This window comes from Polaromonas sp. P4_F6 (genome assembly GCF_056401275.1).
The window spans coordinates 30992-51880 of record NZ_JBFUJQ010000013.1; the positions used below are offsets into that span (position 1 = coordinate 30992).

The 20889-nt window shown below is 64.6% G+C and carries 13 protein-coding genes and 4 tRNA genes; 14 read left to right on the top strand and 3 right to left on the bottom strand.

The window, feature by feature from the left end:
- Nucleotides 1-2: 2 nt before the first annotated feature.
- Nucleotides 3-845 (bottom strand): presqualene diphosphate synthase HpnD, encoded by an 843-nt coding sequence (gene hpnD / locus AC1DUN_RS22415; protein ID WP_477715921.1) that lies wholly within the window; start codon nucleotides 843-845, stop codon nucleotides 3-5.
- Nucleotides 846-888: 43 nt separating this feature from the next.
- Entirely contained in the window at nucleotides 889-1752 is an 864-nt protein-coding gene (gene hpnC / locus AC1DUN_RS22420) for a squalene synthase HpnC (RefSeq protein WP_477715922.1), read from the bottom strand.
- Between the two features lie 123 nt (nucleotides 1753-1875).
- Between hpnC and AC1DUN_RS22425 the strand changes: the two genes are divergently transcribed.
- The 11 genes from AC1DUN_RS22425 to AC1DUN_RS22475 all read left to right on the top strand — a co-directional run bounded on the left by AC1DUN_RS22425 (nucleotide 1876) and on the right by AC1DUN_RS22475 (nucleotide 13907).
- A complete protein-coding gene (locus AC1DUN_RS22425; protein WP_477715923.1) occupies nucleotides 1876-3036 on the top strand; it encodes an efflux RND transporter periplasmic adaptor subunit in 1161 nt (386 codons plus the stop codon).
- Nucleotides 3037-3043: 7 nt separating this feature from the next.
- The gene (locus AC1DUN_RS22430) at nucleotides 3044-6289 is read left to right on the top strand and encodes an efflux RND transporter permease subunit (protein WP_477715924.1); all 3246 of its coding nucleotides are present in this window, start codon (nucleotides 3044-3046) and stop codon (nucleotides 6287-6289) included.
- A gap of 117 nt (nucleotides 6290-6406) precedes the next feature.
- Nucleotides 6407-6493, top strand: a tRNA-Leu gene (locus AC1DUN_RS22435).
- A gap of 115 nt (nucleotides 6494-6608) precedes the next feature.
- Nucleotides 6609-7919, top strand: a complete 1311-nt coding sequence (gene tig, locus AC1DUN_RS22440) for a trigger factor (RefSeq protein ID WP_413328385.1) — start codon at nucleotides 6609-6611, stop codon at nucleotides 7917-7919.
- 158 nt (nucleotides 7920-8077) lie between these two features.
- Nucleotides 8078-8734 carry an ATP-dependent Clp endopeptidase proteolytic subunit ClpP gene (gene clpP / locus AC1DUN_RS22445; protein ID WP_305790502.1) on the top strand — a complete coding sequence of 219 codons (657 nt, stop codon included), beginning with the start codon at nucleotides 8078-8080 and terminating at the stop codon, nucleotides 8732-8734.
- A gap of 150 nt (nucleotides 8735-8884) precedes the next feature.
- The gene (gene clpX / locus AC1DUN_RS22450) at nucleotides 8885-10150 is read left to right on the top strand and encodes an ATP-dependent Clp protease ATP-binding subunit ClpX (protein ID WP_477715925.1); all 1266 of its coding nucleotides are present in this window, start codon (nucleotides 8885-8887) and stop codon (nucleotides 10148-10150) included.
- 116 nt (nucleotides 10151-10266) lie between these two features.
- Nucleotides 10267-12696: an endopeptidase La gene (lon, locus tag AC1DUN_RS22455; protein ID WP_413328387.1), complete on the top strand. Its 2430-nt coding sequence runs from the start codon at nucleotides 10267-10269 to the stop codon at nucleotides 12694-12696.
- A gap of 70 nt (nucleotides 12697-12766) precedes the next feature.
- Nucleotides 12767-12842 (top strand) — tRNA-Gly (locus tag AC1DUN_RS22460).
- A gap of 98 nt (nucleotides 12843-12940) precedes the next feature.
- Nucleotides 12941-13014, top strand: a tRNA-Cys gene (locus tag AC1DUN_RS22465).
- Nucleotides 13015-13118: 104 nt separating this feature from the next.
- Nucleotides 13119-13211 (top strand) — tRNA-Leu (locus tag AC1DUN_RS22470).
- 63 nt (nucleotides 13212-13274) lie between these two features.
- Nucleotides 13275-13907 carry a DUF6806 family protein gene (locus AC1DUN_RS22475; protein ID WP_007870593.1) on the top strand — a complete coding sequence of 211 codons (633 nt, stop codon included), beginning with the start codon at nucleotides 13275-13277 and terminating at the stop codon, nucleotides 13905-13907.
- On the opposite strand, the gene AC1DUN_RS22480 is transcribed toward AC1DUN_RS22475, so the two are convergent.
- On the bottom strand, nucleotides 13904-14596 hold the full coding sequence (locus AC1DUN_RS22480) for a TetR family transcriptional regulator (RefSeq protein WP_477715926.1): 693 nt from the start codon (nucleotides 14594-14596) through the stop codon (nucleotides 13904-13906). The two genes, AC1DUN_RS22475 and AC1DUN_RS22480, sit on opposite strands and share 4 nt — an antisense overlap.
- Before the next feature lie 171 nt (nucleotides 14597-14767).
- Here AC1DUN_RS22480 and AC1DUN_RS22485 point away from each other — a divergent pair, with 171 nt between their 5' ends.
- Genes AC1DUN_RS22485 through AC1DUN_RS22495 form a run of 3 tightly spaced genes read left to right on the top strand, consistent with a single transcriptional unit; the run spans nucleotide 14768 to nucleotide 20735 of the window.
- Complete coding sequence (locus tag AC1DUN_RS22485; RefSeq protein WP_477715927.1) at nucleotides 14768-16048, top strand: efflux RND transporter periplasmic adaptor subunit; 1281 nt, start codon at nucleotides 14768-14770, stop codon at nucleotides 16046-16048.
- 12 nt (nucleotides 16049-16060) lie between these two features.
- Nucleotides 16061-19240 carry an efflux RND transporter permease subunit gene (locus tag AC1DUN_RS22490; protein WP_477664558.1) on the top strand — a complete coding sequence of 1060 codons (3180 nt, stop codon included), beginning with the start codon at nucleotides 16061-16063 and terminating at the stop codon, nucleotides 19238-19240.
- A complete protein-coding gene (locus AC1DUN_RS22495; RefSeq protein WP_477715928.1) occupies nucleotides 19233-20735 on the top strand; it encodes an efflux transporter outer membrane subunit in 1503 nt (500 codons plus the stop codon). Before AC1DUN_RS22490 ends, AC1DUN_RS22495 begins: the two co-directional genes overlap by 8 nt.
- Nucleotides 20736-20889: the final 154 nt, after the last annotated feature.

The following is a 20889-nucleotide window of genomic DNA, read 5'->3' on the forward strand; positions in this document are numbered from 1 at the left end:
CTTTACACCACTCGTCCGAAAGCCTGCGTTTTCCAGGCCAGCCAGAATTTGCGCAGCGGCGTGAGGCTCACGCGCTGGTGCAGCACCTGGTAGCCGTCGGCGGCGATCTCGCGCAGCAGCGTGCGGTAGATGCTGGCCATCATGAGGCCGGGCTTTTGCGCGCGGCGGTCGGTTTCGGGCAGCATGGCCAGCGCTTCGTCGTAAAGCGCCAGGGCGCGCTCGGTCTGGAATTTCATGAGCGCGGTAAAGCGGTCGGAGTACTGGCGCTTCAAGATCTCGTGCGCTTTCACGTCGAACTGCTGCAGCTCGTTGACGGGCAGGTAGATGCGCCCGCGCATCGCGTCTTCACCCACGTCGCGGATGATGTTGGTGAGCTGGAAGGCCAGGCCCAGCTTGTGGGCGTAGGCGGTGGTGGCCTCGTCGGCCTGGCCGAAAATCCGCGCGGCCACCTCGCCCACGATGCCGGCCACCAGATGGCAATACTGCTTGAGCCCGGGGAAGTCGAGGTAGCGGTTTTGCTCCAGGTCCATCTGGCAGCCGTCGATCACGGCCTGCAGGTGGCGCGCCTCGATGCGGTAGGTGGCGGCCAGCGGCATCAGCGCTTTCATGACCGGGTGTGTCGGCTCGCCGGCATAGGACTTCAGGACCTCGTTTTGCCACCAGGCCAGCTTGGTGCGGGCCACGCCGGGGTCGGTGACCTCGTCGACCACGTCGTCGATCTCGCGGCAAAAGGCATAGAAGGCCGTGATGGCGGCGCGCCGCTCTTTGGGTAAAAACAGGAAGGCGTAATAAAAACTGCTGCCAGATGCGGCGGCTTTTTGCTGGACATACTGCTCAGGCGTCATGCGGCGATTGTCACATGGGATGCCGTGCGTTCACGGGGCCGGATCAGCGCATCCACAGGGCGCGCCAGCCCATCAGCAGCAAGTCCCAGGGCTTGAGCTTGGGGCGCCGCTGCAAGGTGTTAAAGCCTTGCGCTTCTATCTTGTCCAGGATGCGCAGGCCGCCTTGCACCACCAGGCGCAGCTCCCAGCCGCCGCGCCCGGGAATTATTTTGCACAGGGGCGCGCCCCTGTACATCATGGCGCGGGCGGAACGCACATGGGCCGCAATCAGCGCGAGGGTGGCCGGGTTGGCCTGCAGCGCCAGCAACTGCGCTTCATCGACGCCGTGGCGGGCCCAGGCGTCGGCCGGCAGGTAGATGCGCCCGCGCGGGATGTCCACACCCAGGTCCTGCCAGAAATTGATCAGTTGCAGGGCGGTGCAGATGTCGTCGCTCATTTGCAGCGAAGCGGCGTCCTGGATGCCGTAGAGGTGCAGCAGCAGCCGGCCCACGGGGTTGGCCGAACGCTTGCAGTAGTCCAGCAGTTCGGCTTCGTCGGCATAACGCTGCTTGACCGCGTCCTGCTCAAAGGCGCTCAGCAGGTCGGCCAGCAGGTTGACGGGCAGTTCGAACCGGGCCAGTTGGGGCCGCAATTGCGCGAAGACCGGCGCCCAGCGCGGGGAGGGCGGCAGGCCCGCGGCGGTCGCCATCAGGTCGGCGCGGTAGGCGGCCAGCTCGTCCAGCCGGGCCTGCGGCGTGGCTTCGCCCTCATCGGCGATGTCGTCGGCCGTGCGGGCAAACCAGTAAATCGCCGCGATGGGCGGGCGCAGCCGCGGCGGGCATAGCAGCGAGGCGACAGGGAAGTTTTCATAGTGCGACACCCCCTGAAGGGGAACCGGGGCGCTGGGCTGTTGGAGGCCTGGGGTCATGCGGGCGATTGTCGCTTGACAAGCCTCAGCATTTACCCTAGATTACTAACCGGTCAGTCAGTAGCGAGTTTTCCAAGCTTCTCCTGGCTGCATGCCGTCCGAGTTTTCACACCCAATCCGACCATGAATAAAACCGTTTTCTCCGTGGTGGGCGCTGCTATATTGCTGGCCGCCTGTTCCAAGCCCGCCCCACCCGAAGAGCCGGTTCGCGCCGTGAAGGTGCTCACCGTGGGGACCGACGCGTTTTCGTCCAGCCATGAATATGCGGGCGAAGTCAAAGCCCAGGTCGAGTCCAGGCTGGGCTTTCGGGTCGGCGGCAAGATCATCAAGCGCCAGGCCGAGCTCGGCCAGCGCGTCAAGGCCGGGCAGGTGCTGGCCCAGCTGGACCCGCAGGACTTCAGGCTGGCCGCCGATGCGGCCCGTGCCCAGGTGGCTGCGGCCAGCACCAACCGCGACCTGGCCGCTGCCGACTTCAAGCGCTACAAGGAGCTCAAGGAGCAGAACTTCATCAGCGGCGCCGAGCTGGAGCGCCGCGAAACCACCCTCAAGGCGGCGCAGGCGCAGCTCGAGCAGGCGCAATCGCAGTTCGCCGTGCAGGGCAACCAGGCCAATTACGCGGCCTTGGTCGCCGATGTGTCGGGTGTGGTGACCGCCATCGAGGCCGAGCCTGGCCAGGTTGTGGCGGCAGGCGCGCCGGTGGTGCGCATCGCGGCCGACGGGGTGCGCGACGTGGTGTTCTCGGTGCCCGAAGACAAGGTGGCGAGCATCAAGGCCGGCTCGGCGGTCAAGATACGCGTCTGGTCGCAAAACGCCGATCTGGCCGGCAAGGTCCGTGAAGTCGCCGCCAGCAGCGACCCGGTCACGCGCACCTATACCGTCAAGGTTTCTATCGATGCCAAGGAGCCGCCGCCGCTGGGCGCCACGGTGTACGTGGTGCCGGAATCGGGCAGCGCCGTCGGCCTGCCGGTGATCAAGCTGCCGACCACGGCGCTGCGCCAGGAAGGCAAGGCCACGGCCGTGTGGGTGGTCGACAAGGCCAGCATGACGGTCAAGCCGCAAATCATCCAGGTCGCCACAGCCGACGGCAACGACGTGGTCGTGGCCTCGGGACTGCAAGCCGGCATGCTGGTGGTGAGCGCCGGCGTGCATGTGCTGTCGCCGGGCCAGAAAGTCACTTTCTACCAGCCCAGTGTGGCCCTGGCCGGCGCCACGCCGGCGCAGACCAGCCCGAATGCCATGGCTGCCGCCGCGGCGCCCGCATCCGCTGCCTCCGGCGCGAAGTGAGGCGGCCATGACGCAAGCCCACCACGACGGCAACAGCCCTGCCGGCGAACTCGCTTCGCCCTCGACCCGCTTCAACCTTTCCAAATGGGCGCTGGACCATCCGGCGCTCACGCGCTACCTGCTGCTGGTGCTGATGATCCTGGGCTTCGCGTCCTATTTCCAGCTCGGGCAGGACGAGGATCCGCCTTTCACCTTCCGCGCCATGGTGGTGCGCACCTACTGGCCGGGCGCCACGGCGCAGCAGGTGGCCGAGCAGGTCACCGACAAGCTGGAACGCACGCTGCAGGAAGCGCCGTATGCCGACCGCATCCGCAGCTATTCCAAGCCCGGCGAGTCGCAGATCATTTTCCAGATCAAGGACTCCTCCAAACCCAGCGAGGTCGCCAACGTCTGGTATTCGGTGCGCAAAAAAATCGGCGACATGCGCGGCACCTTGCCGGGCGGTATACAGGGGCCTTTCTTCAACGACGAATTCGGCGACGTCTACGGCGTGATCTACGCGCTGGAATCCGACGGTTTCAACTATGCCGAGCTCAAGACCTTTGCCGACGACGTGCGCCAGCAACTGCTGCGCGTGCCGGATGTGAGCAAGGTCGAGCTCTTCGGCGTGCAGGACGAAAAAGTCTTTATCGAGATCTCGCAAAAGCGCCTGGCGCAGCTGGGGCTGGACCTGAACCAGGTGCTGGCCCAGCTCGGCCAGCAAAACGCCGTTGAGGCGGCCGGGGCGGTGCAGACGCCGCTGGACGTGGTGCAGGTGCGCGTGGCGGGCCAGTTCGAGGTGATAGAGCAGTTGCGCGCCATGCCGATACGCGGCAGCTCGGGCGGCCAGCTGCGGCTGGGCGACATCGCCGAGATCAAGCGCGGCTATGTGGACCCGCCTTCCGTGAAGGTGCACCACCAGGGCAAGGAAGTGATCGCGCTGGGCGTGTCCATGGCCAAGGGCGGCGACATCATCGCGCTGGGCAAGTCGCTCACGGCGCTGTCGGCCCGTATCGACAAAACCCTGCCGGCCGGCATCAAGCTGGTGAACGTGCAGAACCAGCCCAAGGCGGTGTCCACTTCGGTGAACGAGTTCGTGCGCGTGCTGATCGAGGCCGTGGTGATCGTGCTGGCGGTGAGCTTCATCAGCCTGGGCTTTCACAAACGCCCGGACAACGGGGCTGGCCCCTTGCCGATCTGGAAGCGCTATTACATCGACATGCGGCCCGGCCTGGTGGTGGGTATCACCATCCCGCTGGTGCTGAGCCTGACTTTCCTGGCCATGTGGTACTACGGCATAGGCCTGCACAAGATTTCGCTGGGCTCGCTGATCATCGCGCTGGGCCTGCTGGTGGACGACGCCATCATTGCCGTCGAGATGATGGTGCGCAAGATGGAAGAGGGCTACGACAAGGTGCGGGCCGCTACCTTTGCCTATGAGATCACCGCCATGCCCATGCTGACGGGCACGCTGATCACCGCCACGGGCTTTTTGCCCATCGGCCTGGCCAAATCCACCACCGGTGAATACACCTTCGCGATTTTCGCGGTGACGGTGATCGCGCTGGTGCTGAGCTGGATCGTGTCGGTGTACTTCGTGCCCTACCTCGGCACGCTGCTGCTCAAGGTGCCGCCGCACGTGCAGGAGGTGGCTGCCGGCAAGGACAGCCCGCACGAGATGTTCGACAGCCCGTTTTACAGCAACTTCCGTAAAACGGTGGACTGGTGCGTGGAGCACCGCTGGCTCACCATAGGCGCCACCGTGCTGATCTTCGTGCTGGGCATCGTGGGCATGGGCAAGGTGCAGCAGCAGTTCTTCCCCGACTCCAGCCGGCCCGAGATCATGGTCGACATCTGGTTCCCCGAAGGCACCTCCTTTGCCGCCAACGAGGCCACCGCCAAACGCGTGGAGCAGCGCCTGATGCGGGAAGAGGGCGTGAGTTCGGTCAGCACCTGGCTGGGCTCGGGCGTGCCGCGCTTTTACCTGCCGCTGGACCAGGTCTTTCCGCAGACCAATGTCTCGCAGATGATCGTGCTGCCCAAGGACCTGAAGGTGCGCGAGTCGCTGCGCATCAAGCTGCCGGCCCTGCTGGCCACCGAATTCCCCGAGGTGCGCGGCCGCGTCAAGCTGCTGCCCAACGGACCGCCCGTGCCCTATCCGGTGCAGTTCCGCGTGGTGGGCATAGACCCGCTGGTGCTGCGCGAGCGCGCCGACGAGGTCAAGGCCGTGATGCGCGAAAGCGGCAATACGCGCGGCGTGAACGACAACTGGAATGAATCGGTCAAGGTGCTGCGCCTGGAGGTGGACCAGGCCAAGGCGCGCGCGCTGGGCGTGACCAGCCAGTCGATCGCCCAGGCCTCGCGCACCATCCTGGCCGGCACGCCCGTGGGCCAGTTCCGCGAAGGCGACAAGCTGATCGACATCGTGCTGCGCCAGCCGCTGGACGAGCGCAACGCCATCACCGACATCGGCAACGCCTACCTGCCCACGGCGTCGGGCAAATCGATTCCGCTCACGCAAATCGCCAAGCCGGTGTTCACCTGGGAGCCGGGCGTGATGTGGCGCGAGAACCGCGACTACGCCATCACGGTGCAAAGCGACATCGTCGAAGGCCTGCAGGGCGCCACCGTCACGCAGGAACTGATGCCCAAGCTCAAGGCGCTGGAAGCGAAATGGCTGGAAAAAGGCCTGCAGGGCTACCGCATCCAGGTGGCCGGCGCGGTGGAGGAAAGCAGCAAGGGCTCGTCCTCGATTGTTGCCGGCCTGCCGGTCGCACTGTTTATCGTGCTCACCCTGCTGATGCTGCAACTGCACAGCTTCAGCCGTTCGATCCTGGCCTTTGTGACGGGCTTCATGGGCATCGCGGGCGTGGCCGGGGCGTTGCTGGTGCTGAACCGGCCCTTCGGTTTCGTCGCGCTGCTGGGCGTGATCGCGCTGTTCGGCATGATCATCCGCAACTCGGTGATCCTGATCGACCAGATCGAGCAGGACCGTGCCCGCGGCGTGCCGACCTGGAACGCGATCGTCGAGGCGGCCGTGCGCCGGCTGCGGCCCATCGTGCTAACGGCCGCCGCCGCCGTGCTGGCCATGATCCCGCTGTCGCGCAGCGTGTTCTGGGGGCCGATGGCGGTCGCCATCATGGGCGGCCTGATTGTGGCGACGGTGCTGACTTTGCTGGCCTTGCCGGCGATGTATGCAGCGTGGTTCCGGGTCAAACGGGAAGACAGGCTGCAGGCCGGGCCGCACGCGGCCGAGAAGCCATTGCCGGCCTGATTCTCTGCGGCTGGGCGCCCGGACGCAAAAACCGGGCGCGATACGGCTAAAATAGAGAGTTGACCGATTTCAAGCGGGGATTCGGAGGTTTTTCGGATTCCCGTTTTTATTTCCGGCGCGCGGGTGGCGAAATTGGTAGACGCACCAGGTTTAGGTCCTGACGCCAGCAATGGTGTGGGGGTTCGAGTCCCCCCCCGCGCACCACCCTGAGGCTTGCGGGCGGCAGTTCTTGCGTCCATGCGCTCAGTCGTTGCGGAAAACCCGCGACATGCCAGGTGAAAACCTGTTTTGACTACTTTTTGATCTTAGGAAGACCATCATGGCCGTGACTGTTGAAACCCTTGAAAAGCTCGAGCGCAAGATGACGCTCACGCTGCCCGTCAACACCATCCAGTCGGAAGTTGACACCCGCCTCAAGCGCCTGGCCCGCACGGTCAAGATGGACGGCTTCCGTCCCGGCAAGGTTCCCATGAACGTCGTGGCCCAGCGCTACGGCTACTCGGTGCACTACGAGGTCATGAACGACAAGGTCGGTGAAGCCTTCGCCGTGGCCGCCAACGAAGCCAAGCTGCGCGTTGCCGGCCAGCCCCGCATCAGCGAAAAAGAAGGCGCTCCCGAAGGCGAACTCGCGTTCGACGCGGTCTTCGAGGTCTATCCCGAAGTCAAGATCGCCGACCTGTCGAATGCCCAGGTCGAAAAAGTCAGCGCCGAAGTCAGCGACGCGGCCATCGACAAGACCCTGGACATCCTGCGCAAGCAGCGCCGCACCTTCGCCCAGCGCGCGGCCGACGCGCCCGCGCAGGATGGCGACCGCGCCACCATCGACTTTGAAGGCAAGATCGACGGCGAACCTTTTGCCGGCGGCAAGGCCGAGGACTACCAGTTCCTGATCGGCGACGGCCAGATGCTCAAGGAGTTCGAAGACGCCGTGCGCGGCATGAAAACCGGCGAAAGCAAGACCTTCCCGCTGAACTTCCCGGCCGACTACCACGGCAAGGACGTGGCCGGCAAACAGGCCGACTTCCTCGTGACCGTCAAGAAGATCGAAGCCGCCCACCTGCCTGAAGTCAATGAAGCCCTGGCCAAGTCCCTGGGCATTGCCGATGCGACGGTTGAAGGCCTGCGCGCCGACATCAAGAAAAACCTCGAGCGCGAAGTCAAGTTCCGCCTGCTGGCCCGCAACAAGAACGCCGTGATGGACGCGCTGGTCGCCAACGCCGAACTCGACCTGCCCAAGTCCAGCGTGCAGGCTGAACTGGACCGCATGGTTGAAGGCGCGCGCGCCGACCTCAAGCAGCGCGGCATCAAGGACGCCGACAAGGCACCGATTCCCGAGGAAATCTTCCGCCCGCAAGCCGAAAAGCGCGTGCGCCTGGGCCTGGTGGTGGCCGAACTGGTGCGTACCAACGAACTGCAGGCCAAGCCCGAGCAGCTCAAGGCCCACATCGAAGAGCTGGCCGCCAGCTACGAAAAACCGCAGGACGTGGTGCGCTGGTACCTGAGCGACAACCGCCGCATGGCCGAAGTCGAGGCGGTTGTGATCGAAAACAACGTCACGGACTTCGTGCTGGGCAAGGCCAAGGTCACCGAAAAAGCCATTTCCTTTGACGACCTGATGGGCCAGAACTGATTCTTCAGCGTCTTTGCTGACATTGGGGCTTGTGCTTTGCGGCGCAGGCCCCAATTTCTTTGGGCTACGGCATCGGCAGCCCGCGAGTGCGCCGCCAGCCTTCGCCGGAATTCCCGGGTGGAATTTTTGGGTACAGTACAAACATCTCTGGAGAACACATGATGGTCCGAAACAGTATTTACGGCGGCGCCCATACCGGCCCGCAAGCCGGCGCCCTGGATGCGCAAGGCCTGGGCATGGTGCCCATGGTCATCGAGCAATCCGGTCGCGGCGAGCGCTCCTACGACATTTATTCGCGCCTGCTCAAGGAACGCGTGATCTTCCTGGTGGGCCCGGTCAACGACCAGACGGCCAACCTGGTGGTGGCCCAGCTCCTGTTCCTGGAAAGCGAAAACCCGGACAAGGACATTTCCTTCTACATCAACTCGCCGGGCGGCTCCGTCACCGCCGGCATGGCGATTTACGACACCATGCAGTTCATCAAGCCCGACGTTTCCACGCTCTGCGTGGGCATGGCGGCCAGCATGGGCGCTTTCCTGCTGTCGGCCGGCGCCAAGGGCAAGCGCTTCTCGCTGCCGAATTCGCGCGTGATGATCCACCAGCCCTCGGGCGGTGCCCAGGGCCAGGCGACGGACATCGAAATCCACGCCCGCGACATCCTCAAGACGCGCGACCAGCTCAACCGCATCCTGGCGGCCAATACCGGCCAGCCGATCGAAAAGATCGAGCGCGACACCGAGCGCGACTACTTCATGTTCGCGGACGACGCCAAGGAATACGGCCTGGTCGACCAGGTCATCGCCAAGCGGCCTTAAGCGTCCCAGGGCGGTAAAACCGGCCAGCCGGCCCAGAACCTCCTCAAGTTGCTCTGCAACAACGGCGTTTTCTGTAACAGAAACGCCGTTTTTTTATTGGTTATCATTAGGTAACAGTTCCCTTCAGGCTCCTTAAAGGCATCCCCACCAATGGCCGAGAAAAAAGGCTCCTCCAGCGAAAAGACTTTGCACTGCTCTTTTTGCGGTAAAAGTCAGCACGAAGTCAAAAAACTGATCGCTGGCCCCTCGGTATTCATTTGCGACGAATGCATCGATCTCTGCAACGAGATCATTCGCGACGAACTCCCCGCCGGCGAAGATGTCCGCGAAACCCGCACCGATTTGCCCACGCCCCTGGAAATCAAGGGAACCCTGGACGGCTATGTGATCGGACAGGAACCGGCTAAGCGCACGCTGGCCGTGGCCGTCTACAACCACTACAAGCGCCTGCGCCACAAGGAAAAAGCCAAAAAAGACGACGTGGAGCTGACCAAGAGCAATATCCTGCTGATCGGTCCCACCGGCTCGGGCAAGACCCTGCTGGCCCAGACGCTGGCGCGCACCCTCAATGTGCCCTTCGTGATGGCCGACGCCACCACGCTGACCGAAGCCGGCTATGTGGGCGAGGACGTCGAAAACATCATCCAGAAGCTGCTGCAGAGCTGCAACTATGAGGTCGAGCGCGCCCAGCAGGGCATCGTCTACATCGACGAAATCGACAAAATCTCGCGCAAGTCCGACAACCCGTCCATCACGCGCGACGTGTCGGGCGAGGGCGTTCAGCAGGCGCTGCTCAAGCTGATCGAAGGCACCATGGCCTCGGTGCCGCCGCAGGGCGGCCGCAAGCACCCGAACCAGGATTTCCTGCAGGTGGACACCACCAACATCCTGTTCATCTGCGGCGGCGCCTTCGCCGGCCTGGAAAAAGTCATCGAAAGCCGCACGGAAGCCTCGGGCATGGGTTTTGGCGCGACCGTCAAGAGCAAGAAATCCCGCACCCTGACCGAAGCCTTCAAGGAAGTCGAGCCGGAAGACCTGATCAAGTTCGGACTGATCCCCGAACTGGTCGGCCGCATGCCCGTGGTCGCCACGCTGGCCGAGCTCAGCGAAGACGCCTTGGTGCAGATCCTGACCGAGCCCAAGAACGCCGTCGTCAAGCAGTTCAGCAAGCTGCTGGCCATGGAAGGGGTTGACCTCGAGATTCGCCCCTCCGCGCTCAAGGCGATTGCGCGCAAGGCCCTGGCGCGCAAGACCGGCGCGCGCGGCCTGCGCTCCATCCTGGAGCAGTCGCTGATCGACACCATGTTTGACCTGCCCAATGCCAGCAATGTGGACAAGGTTGTTGTGGACGAGTCCACAATCGAAGAAAACAAGGCCCCCCTGCTCGTGTACCGTGAAGCGGCCAAGAAAGCCTGAATCCCCCAAAGGCTGGCCGGAATGCTTGAAAAGCGCTCCCCTGCGCCCCATGTCTGGGTTGATTGTGTTTCGCCGGGCCATGCAACTGGCCGTCACGGCTAACGTTTAAGGTTTATATGTCCGGACAAACTTCATTGCCTTCCACCCCCATTGACCTTCCCCTCCTGCCTTTGCGGGACGTGGTGGTCTTTCCGCACATGGTGATCCCGCTGTTCGTGGGTCGCCCCAAGAGCATCAAGGCGCTGGAGTCGGCCATGGAAGCCGAGCGCCGCATCATGCTGGTGGCGCAAAAAGCCGCCGCCAAGGACGAGCCCTCGGTCGAGGACATGTTCGAGGTCGGTTGCGTGGCCACCATCCTGCAACTGCTCAAGCTGCCCGACGGCACCGTGAAGGTGCTGGTTGAAGGCCAGCAGCGCGCCAGTGTCAACAAGATTGAAGAAGGCGAGCAGCATTTCTCGGCCAACGTCACGCCCGTCGAAACCGTGGCCGTGATCGCCGGCGACAAGACCAGCGAAATCGAGGCCTTGCGCCGGGCCGTGATGCAGCAGTTCGACCACTACGTCAAACTGAACAAAAAAATCCCGCCCGAGATCCTCACCTCGATCTCCAGCATCGACGATGCCGGCCGCCTGGCCGACACGATCGCCGCGCACCTGCCGCTCAAGCTTGACGCGAAGCAGGTCATCCTGGACCTGGCCAACGTCAAGGCGCGGCTCGAAAACCTTTATGAGCAGCTCGAGCGCGAAGTCGACATCCTCAACGTCGACAAGAAGATCCGCGGCCGCGTGAAGCGCCAGATGGAAAAGAACCAGCGCGACTTCTACCTCAACGAACAGGTCAAGGCCATCCAGAAGGAACTGGGCGAAGGCGAAGAGGGCGCCGACATCGAAGAGATCGAGAAAAAGATCAAGTCCGCCAAGATGCCGCAGGAAGCCCGTAAAAAGGCCGAGAGCGAGCTCAAGAAACTCAAGCTCATGTCGCCCATGTCCGCCGAGGCGACCGTGGTGCGCACCTACATCGACGTGCTGACCGGCCTGCCCTGGAGCAAAAAGACCAAGATCAAGCACGACTTGGGCAATGCCGAGAACGTGCTTAACGAAGACCACTACGGGCTCGAGAAGGTCAAGGACCGCATCGTCGAATACCTCGCGGTGCAGCAGCGCGTCGACAAGCTCAAGGCGCCCATCCTGTGCCTGGTCGGGCCTCCTGGCGTGGGCAAGACCTCGCTGGGCCAGTCCATCGCCAAGGCGACGGGCCGCAAGTATGTGCGCATGGCCCTGGGCGGCATGCGCGACGAGGCGGAAATCCGCGGCCATCGCCGCACTTATATCGGTGCCTTGCCGGGCAAGGTACTGCAAAGCCTGACCAAGGCCGGCACGCGCAACCCGCTGTTCCTGCTCGACGAGATCGACAAGCTGGGCACCGACTTCCGCGGCGACCCTTCCAGCGCCTTGCTGGAAGTGCTGGACCCGGAGCAGAACCACACCTTCGGCGACCACTACGTCGAGGTCGACTTCGACCTCAGCGACGTGATGTTCGTGGCCACCTCGAACTCGATGAACATTCCTCCGGCCCTGCTGGACCGCATGGAAGTCATACGCCTGTCCGGCTATACCGAGGACGAAAAAACCAGCATCGCCATGCGCTACCTGCTGCCCAAGCAGGTCAAGAACAACGGCGTGAAGGAAGGTGAGCTCGAGGTGCAGGAGCAGGCCGTGCGCGACATCGTGCGCTACTACACGCGCGAAGCCGGCGTGCGTTCGCTGGAGCGCGAACTCTCCAAGATCTGCCGCAAGGTCATCAAGGGCATACAGCTCAAGAAGATGGAGCCCAAGGTCGTGGTCACGCCGGACAACCTCAACGAGTTCCTGGGCGTGCGCAAATACAACTACGGCCGCGCCGAGCAGCAGAACCAGGTCGGCCAGGTCGTGGGCCTGGCATGGACCGAAGTCGGCGGCGACCTGCTGACCATTGAGGCTGCCATCATGCCCGGCAAGGGCGTGATCACGCGCACCGGATCGCTCGGCGACGTCATGAAAGAGTCCGTGGAAGCCGCGCGCACGGTGGTGCGCAGCCGCGCCAAGGTGCTGGGCATCAAGGACGAGATGTTCGAAAAGCGTGACATCCACATCCACGTGCCCGACGGCGCGACGCCCAAGGACGGCCCGAGCGCCGGCGCCGCGATGACGACGGCCTTTGTGTCCGCATTGACCGGCATCCCGGTGCGCGGCGACGTGGCCATGACGGGCGAGATCACGCTGCGTGGTGAAGTCACCGCGATCGGCGGCCTGAAGGAAAAACTGCTGGCGGCCTTGCGGGGCGGCATCAAGACGGTGTTGATCCCCGAAGAAAACGCCAAGGACCTGCAGGAGATTCCCGACAACGTCAAAAGCGGCCTGGAGATCGTGCCGGTGAAATGGATAGACCAGGTGCTGCAGGTTGCGCTGGAGCGCCAGCCTGTTCCCCTGACGGACGAAGAGGCCGCCGTTGCCGCGCAGGCCGCAGCGGCTGCGCCGGCGGAAGCCGCGGGCACGGTCAAACATTGAATCTTTCGCAAAGTTTTTTTGGACAGTTTGGAAAAGCCGAAAAACTACGCTATAATTTGAGGCTGTTATCGCGGGAGTAGCTCAGTTGGTAGAGCGCAACCTTGCCAAGGTTGAGGTCGAGAGTTCGAGACTCTTCTCCCGCTCCAATTCAAAGGGCAGCACTTCAAAATGCTGTCCTTTTTCATTGGGGTTTCACGGATAGTCGGCAAGGCCATGGTGCCGAAGCCGGTGGCAGACAGAATACGGCGCGGTAACAAAGCGGTTATGTACCGGATTGCAAATCCGGCTAGCCCGGTTCGACTCCGGGCCGCGCCTCCATCGAACCCTGCAATCAGCCCCAGCCATGGGGCTTTTTTGTTTGACAATAGGCCAGAGACGCCGGGCCGGATGTTTGCACGGGGCCTTTGAAATAAAGCGTTTGAGCCTGAGTGGTGAAATAGGTAGACACAGCGGACTTAAAATCCGCCGCTTCGTGAATAGCGGGCGTACCGGTTCGATTCCGGTCTCAGGCACCACAGCACAGCGGCTCACCCATGCGCCGGGCACGCCTTCGAAAACTGGGTAAGATAAATTCCATCATGTCCCGCTACAACACACCTTTTGAGATCCACGTGCACGGCGAAGTGCCTTTGCGTGTGGAAGTTACCTTTGAGCAGCTGCAGGAGGCCCTGAAGCCGCTGTGGAAGTACACGGGCTCCAAATCCCTGGCGGCCGCCGCCGCGAGCGCCTATGAAGAAGAGCCGGGCATCCGCTTCGACGTTCATAAACACCTGCTGCAGATGTGCTGGACCGTGCCGGGTGACGAGGATTTCCGCCAGGCCCTGGACGAAATGTGCATGGGCCTGAACGACCTCGCCGAGGCGGGCGCACCCATCGAGGTGACCTTCTACGACTCCGACTTCGATGAGGAGGAGGGCGACGAGGATGAAGAAGCGCGCGACGACTTCGCGATGTACTTCGTCGGCCCGACGCCGGCCGCCATCATGCAGGTGCAGCGCGACTTGCTGGTGCAGGACATGATTGGCCTGATGGAGCGCCACTTCGACGGCTCCGAACTCGGCGAAGTCGTCGCGGCGGTCGACAGGTTGTTCGAGCAGCGTTTTGACGCCCTGGTCAACTCCATGCAGCTCGGCAAGCCGCCACGGGGACTGGGCGGGCCGCAGGGCGGCTCAGGCCACGGCGGCGGGCGCAAGCCCCGGCATCTGCACTAAGCGGGTTTGGACGTGCCGCAGGGGGCCGTGGCGCCCTGCGTTTCCCCGGGAAATCCCAGGCCGCGCAAATAAACGTCGATCGCGCACTGGCCGACCTCCAGCAGGTCAAAAGCCTGCGGGTCCAGCAGCCAGTTCTGGATCAGCCCGTCGATCAGCGCATGCAGGCCCTGCGCTCCCACCGATGCCGGCACCGGCAAGGCAAGCTTCATCTGCTCCGCGGCGATTCCCAGGCTTTGCGCTATGCGTTCCACGAAGCCGTTGCGCACCCTGAGGTGGCGAAGCCGCACGGCCTGCAGTTCCTCCACATATTCGACTTTCTGGGTCGCGACCTCGAACACCCGGCGGGTCTGCATATCGGTCACGATGTGCCGTAAAGCATTGATGGTGGACAGCCGTATCCGGTCTATGGCGTTGGGGCCGGCCCCGCCATCCGGGCCCGGGGCTTCCTGTTGTTCGGTCTCATGGTGGAAGGACTCTTCCATGGGCAGCGTGACCCGATCAATCATCGCGTTGAACAGGTCCGCCTTGTCCTTGAAATGCCAGTAGACCGCGCCGCGGGTGGCGCCGGCGCGCCTGGCGATGTCCTGCAGGCTGGTGCGCGACACCCCTTGCGCCTGAAACAGGTGCTCAGCCGCGTCCAGCAGCTTGTGGCGCGTGGCCAGAGCCTCTTCTTTTGTTCGACGGGCCATTGACTGCCTCCAAGGTGAATTTCTGGATTTTTGTTATACATTCACAAATGTATGTAAACTATAACACTCGCAAAAACCCTTATTCTTTTTGTTTTCGGCAAATGGGCTGTGCCCCAATTGCCGGCTACGTCTTTTGCTTTGCGCTTTTTTCCCAAAAATTCGAGGAATAGCATGCCCAAGTCTCGCGTTGCCCATTCGTTTGTACTCCCCCCATTCCTGAAATACCAGCCCCTTGCCGCGGCGGCCGCATTGGCCCTGCTTCTGGCCGGATGCGGCAAAGGCGCAGGCGCTCCCGGCGGGGCGCCGCCGCCCGCGGAAGTCGGTGTGGTCACTGTGACCCAGGGCGATGTCGGCCTGATCACCGAGCTGCCCGGCCGCCTGGAGGCCTCACGCGTGGCCGAAGTCCGGGCGCGCGCCGCCGGCATCCTGCAAAAGCGGCTGTTCCGCGAAGGCAGCGACGTCAAGGCAGGCCAGCAGCTGTTCAGCATTGACCCCGCGCCTTATGCGGCCGCGGCCGCCAGCGCCAAGGCCAGCCAGGCCCGCGCCGAAGCCAACCTCGCGCAGGCCAGCGCGCTGGCCGAGCGCTACAAGCCGCTGGTGGAGGCCAATGCCGTCAGCAAGCAGGAATACGCCAACGCCGTGGCCGCGCAGAAGCAGGCCGAGGCCGATGTGGCCGTGGGCAAGGCCAGCGTGCAGACCGCGAATATCAACCTCGGCTATGCCTCGGTGACGGCGCCTATCTCGGGCCGCATAGGCCGCGCGCTGGTGACTGAGGGCGCGTTGGTCGGGCAGGGCGAAGCCACGCAGCTCGCGGTGGTCCAGCAGATCAATCCCATGTACGTCAACTTCACGCAGTCGGCGCCCGAGATCATGAAGCTGCGCGCCGCGATGGACAGCGGACAGTTCAAACGCGCCAGCGGCGCCGAGGCCGCCAGCGTGCGCATCGTGCTTGAAGACGGCAGCGAATACGCGCGCCCCGGCCGCCTGCTGTTTTCCGACCTGACGGTGGACGCCACGACCGGGCAGGTGACCTTGCGCGCCGAAGTCCCCAACCCTGGCGGCCAGCTGTTGCCCGGCCTTTATGTGCGCGTGCGCCTGGAGCAGGCGCAGGTCAGCAATGCCATCACCTTGCCGCAGCAGGCCGTCACGCGCACCGCGCAGGGCGATACGGTCATGGTGGTGGGGGCCGACGGCAAGGTCAGCCCGCGCCCCATCAAGATAGGCTCGGCCCAGGGCAACCAGTGGGTGGTGCTGGACGGCCTGAAGACCGGTGAGCAGGTCATGGTCGACGGCTTCCAGAAACTGCAGCCCGGCGCCACGGTCAAGCCCGTGCCGTGGCAGGCGCCCGGCGCCAAGCCCGCCGCCGGCGCGGCTTCCGCCCCGGCGGCCCCGGCATCGGCCGCATCCGCCGCGAAACCCGCCGCTTCCGCCGCATCCGCGGCAGCGAAGTAAGGAGCCCCGCACATGGCCAAGTTTTTTATTGACCGGCCGATCTTTGCCTGGGTGATCGCACTGTTCATCCTGGTGGTGGGCGGCGTGGCGATCACGCAGCTGCCGATCGCCCAGTACCCGCCCGTGGCGCCGCCCGCCATCGTCGTCAGCACTGCCTACCCGGGCGCTTCGGCCCAGACGCTGGAGGACAGCGTGCTGTCGGTGATAGAGCGCGAAATGAACGGTTCGCCCGGCCTCATTTACATGGAATCGGTCGCGCAGGCCGACGGCACCGGCAGCATCACGCTGAGCTTTGAGCCCGGCACCAACGCCGACTTGGCGCAGGTGGACGTGCAGAACCGGCTCTCGCGCGCCTCGCCGCGCCTGCCCGCCGCGGTGACGCAGCAAGGCGTGCGTGTCGACAAGTCGCGTTCCAACTTCCTGCTGTTCACCATGCTCTCGTCCGACAACCCCGCGCATGACCCCATTGCGCTGGGCGACTATGCCTCGCGCAACATCGTGCCCGAGCTGCAGCGCGTCAAGGGCATAGGCCAGGCCCAGCTGTTCGGTAGCGAGCGCGCCATGCGCATCTGGCTGGACCCGGCCAAGCTGCAGGGCGTCAGCCTCTCGGCCAACGACGTCAACACCGCGATCCGCGCGCAGAACGCCCAGGTGTCCGCCGGCAGCATAGGCGACCGGCCCAACGTGGCGGGGCAGGGCATCGCGGCCACCGTGGTGGTCAACGGCCAGCTCGCCAATGTCGAGCAGTTCGGCAACATCGTGCTGCGCGCCAACACCGACGGCTCGTCGGTGCGCCTGAAGGACGTCGCGCGCATCGAGCTGGGCGGCCAGTCCTATGCGACCTCGGCGCGCCTGAACGGCAAGCAGGCCATCGGTATCGGCGTGCAGCTCGCGCCCAGCGGCAATGCCCTGGCTTCGGCCCAGGCCGTGCGCGCCAAGATGACCGAGCTTGAGCGCTATTTCCCGCAGGGCATGAAGTGGAGCATCCCCTACGACAGCTCGCGTTTCGTCAAGATCTCGATCTCGCAAGTGGCCGAGACCCTGTTCGAGGCTGTGGCCCTGGTGTTCCTGGTGATGTTCCTGTTCCTGCAGAACTGGCGCTACACCATCATCCCGACCATCGTTGTGCCTATCGCGCTGCTGGGCACTTTTGCCACCTTGCTGGCGCTGGGTTTTTCGATCAACGTGCTGACCATGTTCGGCATGGTGCTGGTCATCGGTATCGTGGTGGACGATGCGATTGTGGTGGTCGAGAACGTCGAGCGCATCATGACCGAGGAGGGCCTGCCGCCGCTGGAAGCCACGCGCAAGGCCATGCAGCAGATTTCGGGCGCCATCATCGGCGTGACCGTGGTGCTGATCTCGGTGTTCGTGCCGCTGGCCTTCTTCGCGGGCTCGACCGGCAACATCTACCGCCAGTTCTCGGCGGTGATGGTGTCGTCCATCGCCTTCTCGGCCTTCATGGCCCTGTCGCTCACGCCGGCGCTGTGCGCCACGCTGCTCAAGCCCGTCGAGGCCGGGCACCACCACGCCAAGACCGGCTTCTTCGGCTGGTTCAACCGCGGTTTCTCGCGCACCGCCAAGAGCTATGAAGGCGTTGTCGCGCGCATCCTCAAGCGCGCGGCGCGTTACCTCATCATCTACGTGGCCATCATTGGCGCGGTCGCGGTGGTCTACCTGCGCCTGCCGACCTCCTTCCTGCCCAACGAAGACCAGGGCAACCTGCTGGTCAACGTGCAGCTGCCGCCGGGCGCGACCTACGAGCGCACGCTGTCGGTGATGCAGACCGTTGAAGGTTTCATGCTCAAGCAGCCCGAGGTCGAAAGCATGGTCGGCGTGCTGGGCTTCAGCTTCTCCGGCCAGGGCCAGAACGCGGCGCTCGCCTTTGTGACACTCAAGGACTGGAAGGAGCGCGACGGCGACGCGCACTCGGCCAGCGCCGTGGCGGGCCGCGCCTTTGGCGCGCTCATGGGCGTGCGCGACGCCTTCATCTACCCGCTGAGCCCGCCGCCGATTCCGGAGCTGGGCACGGCCTCGGGCTTCAGCTTCCGCCTGCAGGACCGCGGCGGTGCGGGCCACCAGGCGCTCGTCAACGCGCGCAACCAGTTGCTGGGCATGGCTTCCAAGAGCCCGGTCCTCGCGCAGGTGCGCCCCGACGGCCTGGAAGACGCGCCGCAGCTGCAGATCGACATAGACCGCGACAAGGCCAACGCGCTGGGCGTCACCTTCGACTCGATCAACTCGGTGCTGTCGACCTCGCTGGGTTCAAGCTATGTGAACGACTTCCCGAACCAGGGCCGCCTGCAGCGCGTGGTGGTGCAGGCCGATGCGCCGGCGCGCATGCAGCCCGACCACCTGCTCAGGCTCAACGCCAGCAACAGCAAGGGGCAGCCCGTGCCGCTATCGGCGTTTGCCACCACGCGCTGGATCACCGGCGCGATGCAGACGGTGCGCTACAACGGCTACCCCGCGATGCGCATAGGCGGCAGCGCCGCGCCGGGCTACAGCACCGGCGCCGCCATGGCCGAGATGGAAAAACTCGCGGCCCAGCTGCCGCAGGGCTTCGGCTTTGAATGGACCGGCCAGTCGCGCGAGGAAAAGCTCGCCGGTTCCCAGGCCACGCTGCTCTACGGCTTCGCCATCCTGGCGGTGTTCCTCTGCCTGGCCGCCCTGTACGAGAGCTGGAGCATCCCGCTGGCGGTGATCCTGGTCGTGCCGCTGGGCGTGATCGGCGTGCTGCTGGCCACCTTGTTCCGCGGCTATGCGAACGACGTGTACTTCCAGGTCGGCCTGATCACCATCATTGGCCTGTCGGCGAAGAACGCGATTCTGATCATCGAGTTCGCCAAGGACCTGCAGGCCCAGGGCCGCAGCGTGATCGAGTCCGCCCTGGCGGCGGCCCACCTGCGTTTCCGCCCCATCATCATGACCTCGCTGGCCTTCGGGCTGGGCGTGGTGCCGCTGGTGATCGCCTCGGGCGCGGGCTCGGCGAGCCAGCGCGCCATCGGCACCGGCGTGATAGGCGGCATGGTCACCGGCACGGCCCTGGCCGTGATTTTTGTTCCCGTGTTCTTCGTGGTGGTGCGCGGCCTCTTCAAGGGCAGCGAACGGCAAAACAGGATGTATTCCGAGCATGCCAAGGCGGCGGGCATCACCGGAGAGGAAGGAAATGAAGGTAAGGCCCATGAGTAAATCCCCATCCAGGTTCCCGCAGCTTCTGGCGCTGGGCGCGGCGGCGCTGCTCGCCGGCTGCTCCATGATCCCGAAGTACGAGCGGCCGGCCGCCCCGGTGGCCGACCAATACCCCACCGCCTCGGGCTGGATCGCCGGGTCGGCGCAGACCACCACGGGTAGTTCCGCCACCGCCAACACGCCGGCCGCGGCCGACATCGAGTGGCAGACCTTCTTCAGCGACCCGCAGCTGCGCAAACTGATCGACGCGGCGCTGCGCAACAACCGCGACCTGCGCATCGCCGTGCTCAACATCGAGCAGGCGCGCGCGCAGTACCGGATACGGCGCGCCGACCAGTTCCCGACCATCAACGCCGGCATCACCGGTTCGCGCCAGCCCAATGCCAACGGCAACGGCAGCATCACCAGCGCCTACACCGGCGGGTTGATCATGACCTCCTACGAGCTGGACTTCTTCGGCCGCGTCGCCGCCCTCAAGGAGTCGGCGCTGGCGCAGTACCTGGCGACGGAAGAAGGGCGCAAGACTACCCAGATCAGCCTGATCGCCGCGGTGGCCAACACCTACCTGAGCCTGCTGGCCGACGAGGAACTGCTGGCGATCACGCAGCAGACGCTGGTCACGCGCGAGGAATCCTTCAAGCTCAGCAAGCTGCGTTTTGACAACGGCGTCAGCTCCGAACTGGACTTCCGCCAGGCCGAATCGCTGACCGAGGCGGCACGCGTCTCGCTGGCCCAGCAGGTGCGCCAGCGCGCGCTGGACCAGAACGCCCTGACCTTGCTGATAGGCCAGCCGCTCACCGGCGAACTGGCCGTGGCCCTGCCGGCCGGCAAGGGCCTGGCCGATGCGCCCATGATGGTCGACGTGCCCGCCGGCCTGCCTTCTGACCTGCTGACCCGGCGCCCCGACGTGCGCCAGGCCGAGCAGCAGCTGCTGTCCGCCAACGCCGACATAGGCGCGGCGCGCGCGGCCTTTTTTCCGCGCATTTCGCTCACGGCCAGCGCCGGCAGCGCCAGCTCGCATCTGAACGGCCTTTTCAAGAGCGGCTCCTACGGCTGGACCATGGCGCCGCAGCTGATCCTGCCGCTGTTTGACGCGGGCCGCAACCGCGCGGGCCTGGATTCGGCCAACGCCGGGCGCGACATCGCCATCGCCCAGTACGAAAAATCCATACAGACGGCTTTCCGCGAAGTCGCCGATGCCCTGGCCGGCCGAGCCACCCTGGGCGAGCAGCTGCGCGCCCAGCAGGCCCAGGCCAACGCCGAAGCCACGCGCTTCAAGCTGGCCGACCTGCGCTACCAGAACGGGGTGGCCAGCTACCTGGACCAGCTCGATGCCCAGCGCGCGCTGTTCACCGCGCGCCAGGCCGTGGTGCAGACCCGCCTGGCCCAGCTGCAAAGCCAGGTCACGCTCTACAAGACGCTGGGCGGCGGCTGGAAGGAGCCGCCCCCTGAAGAGGCCCTGAGCCTGAAGGCCGACACCCAGCTCAGCCGCTAAACCCGTCCGCCGTTAAATCCCGGCCGCCCGCTCCCCGTTCTGGGGGCGGGCTTTTTTTTGCCGGTTTTCCCGGCCGCGGTGCGACGCCGCCATGCACCCCATCTTTATTTGTGAGCAAGTGTGCCGAATGTATCCACGCAGGCCTTGCCCTGCG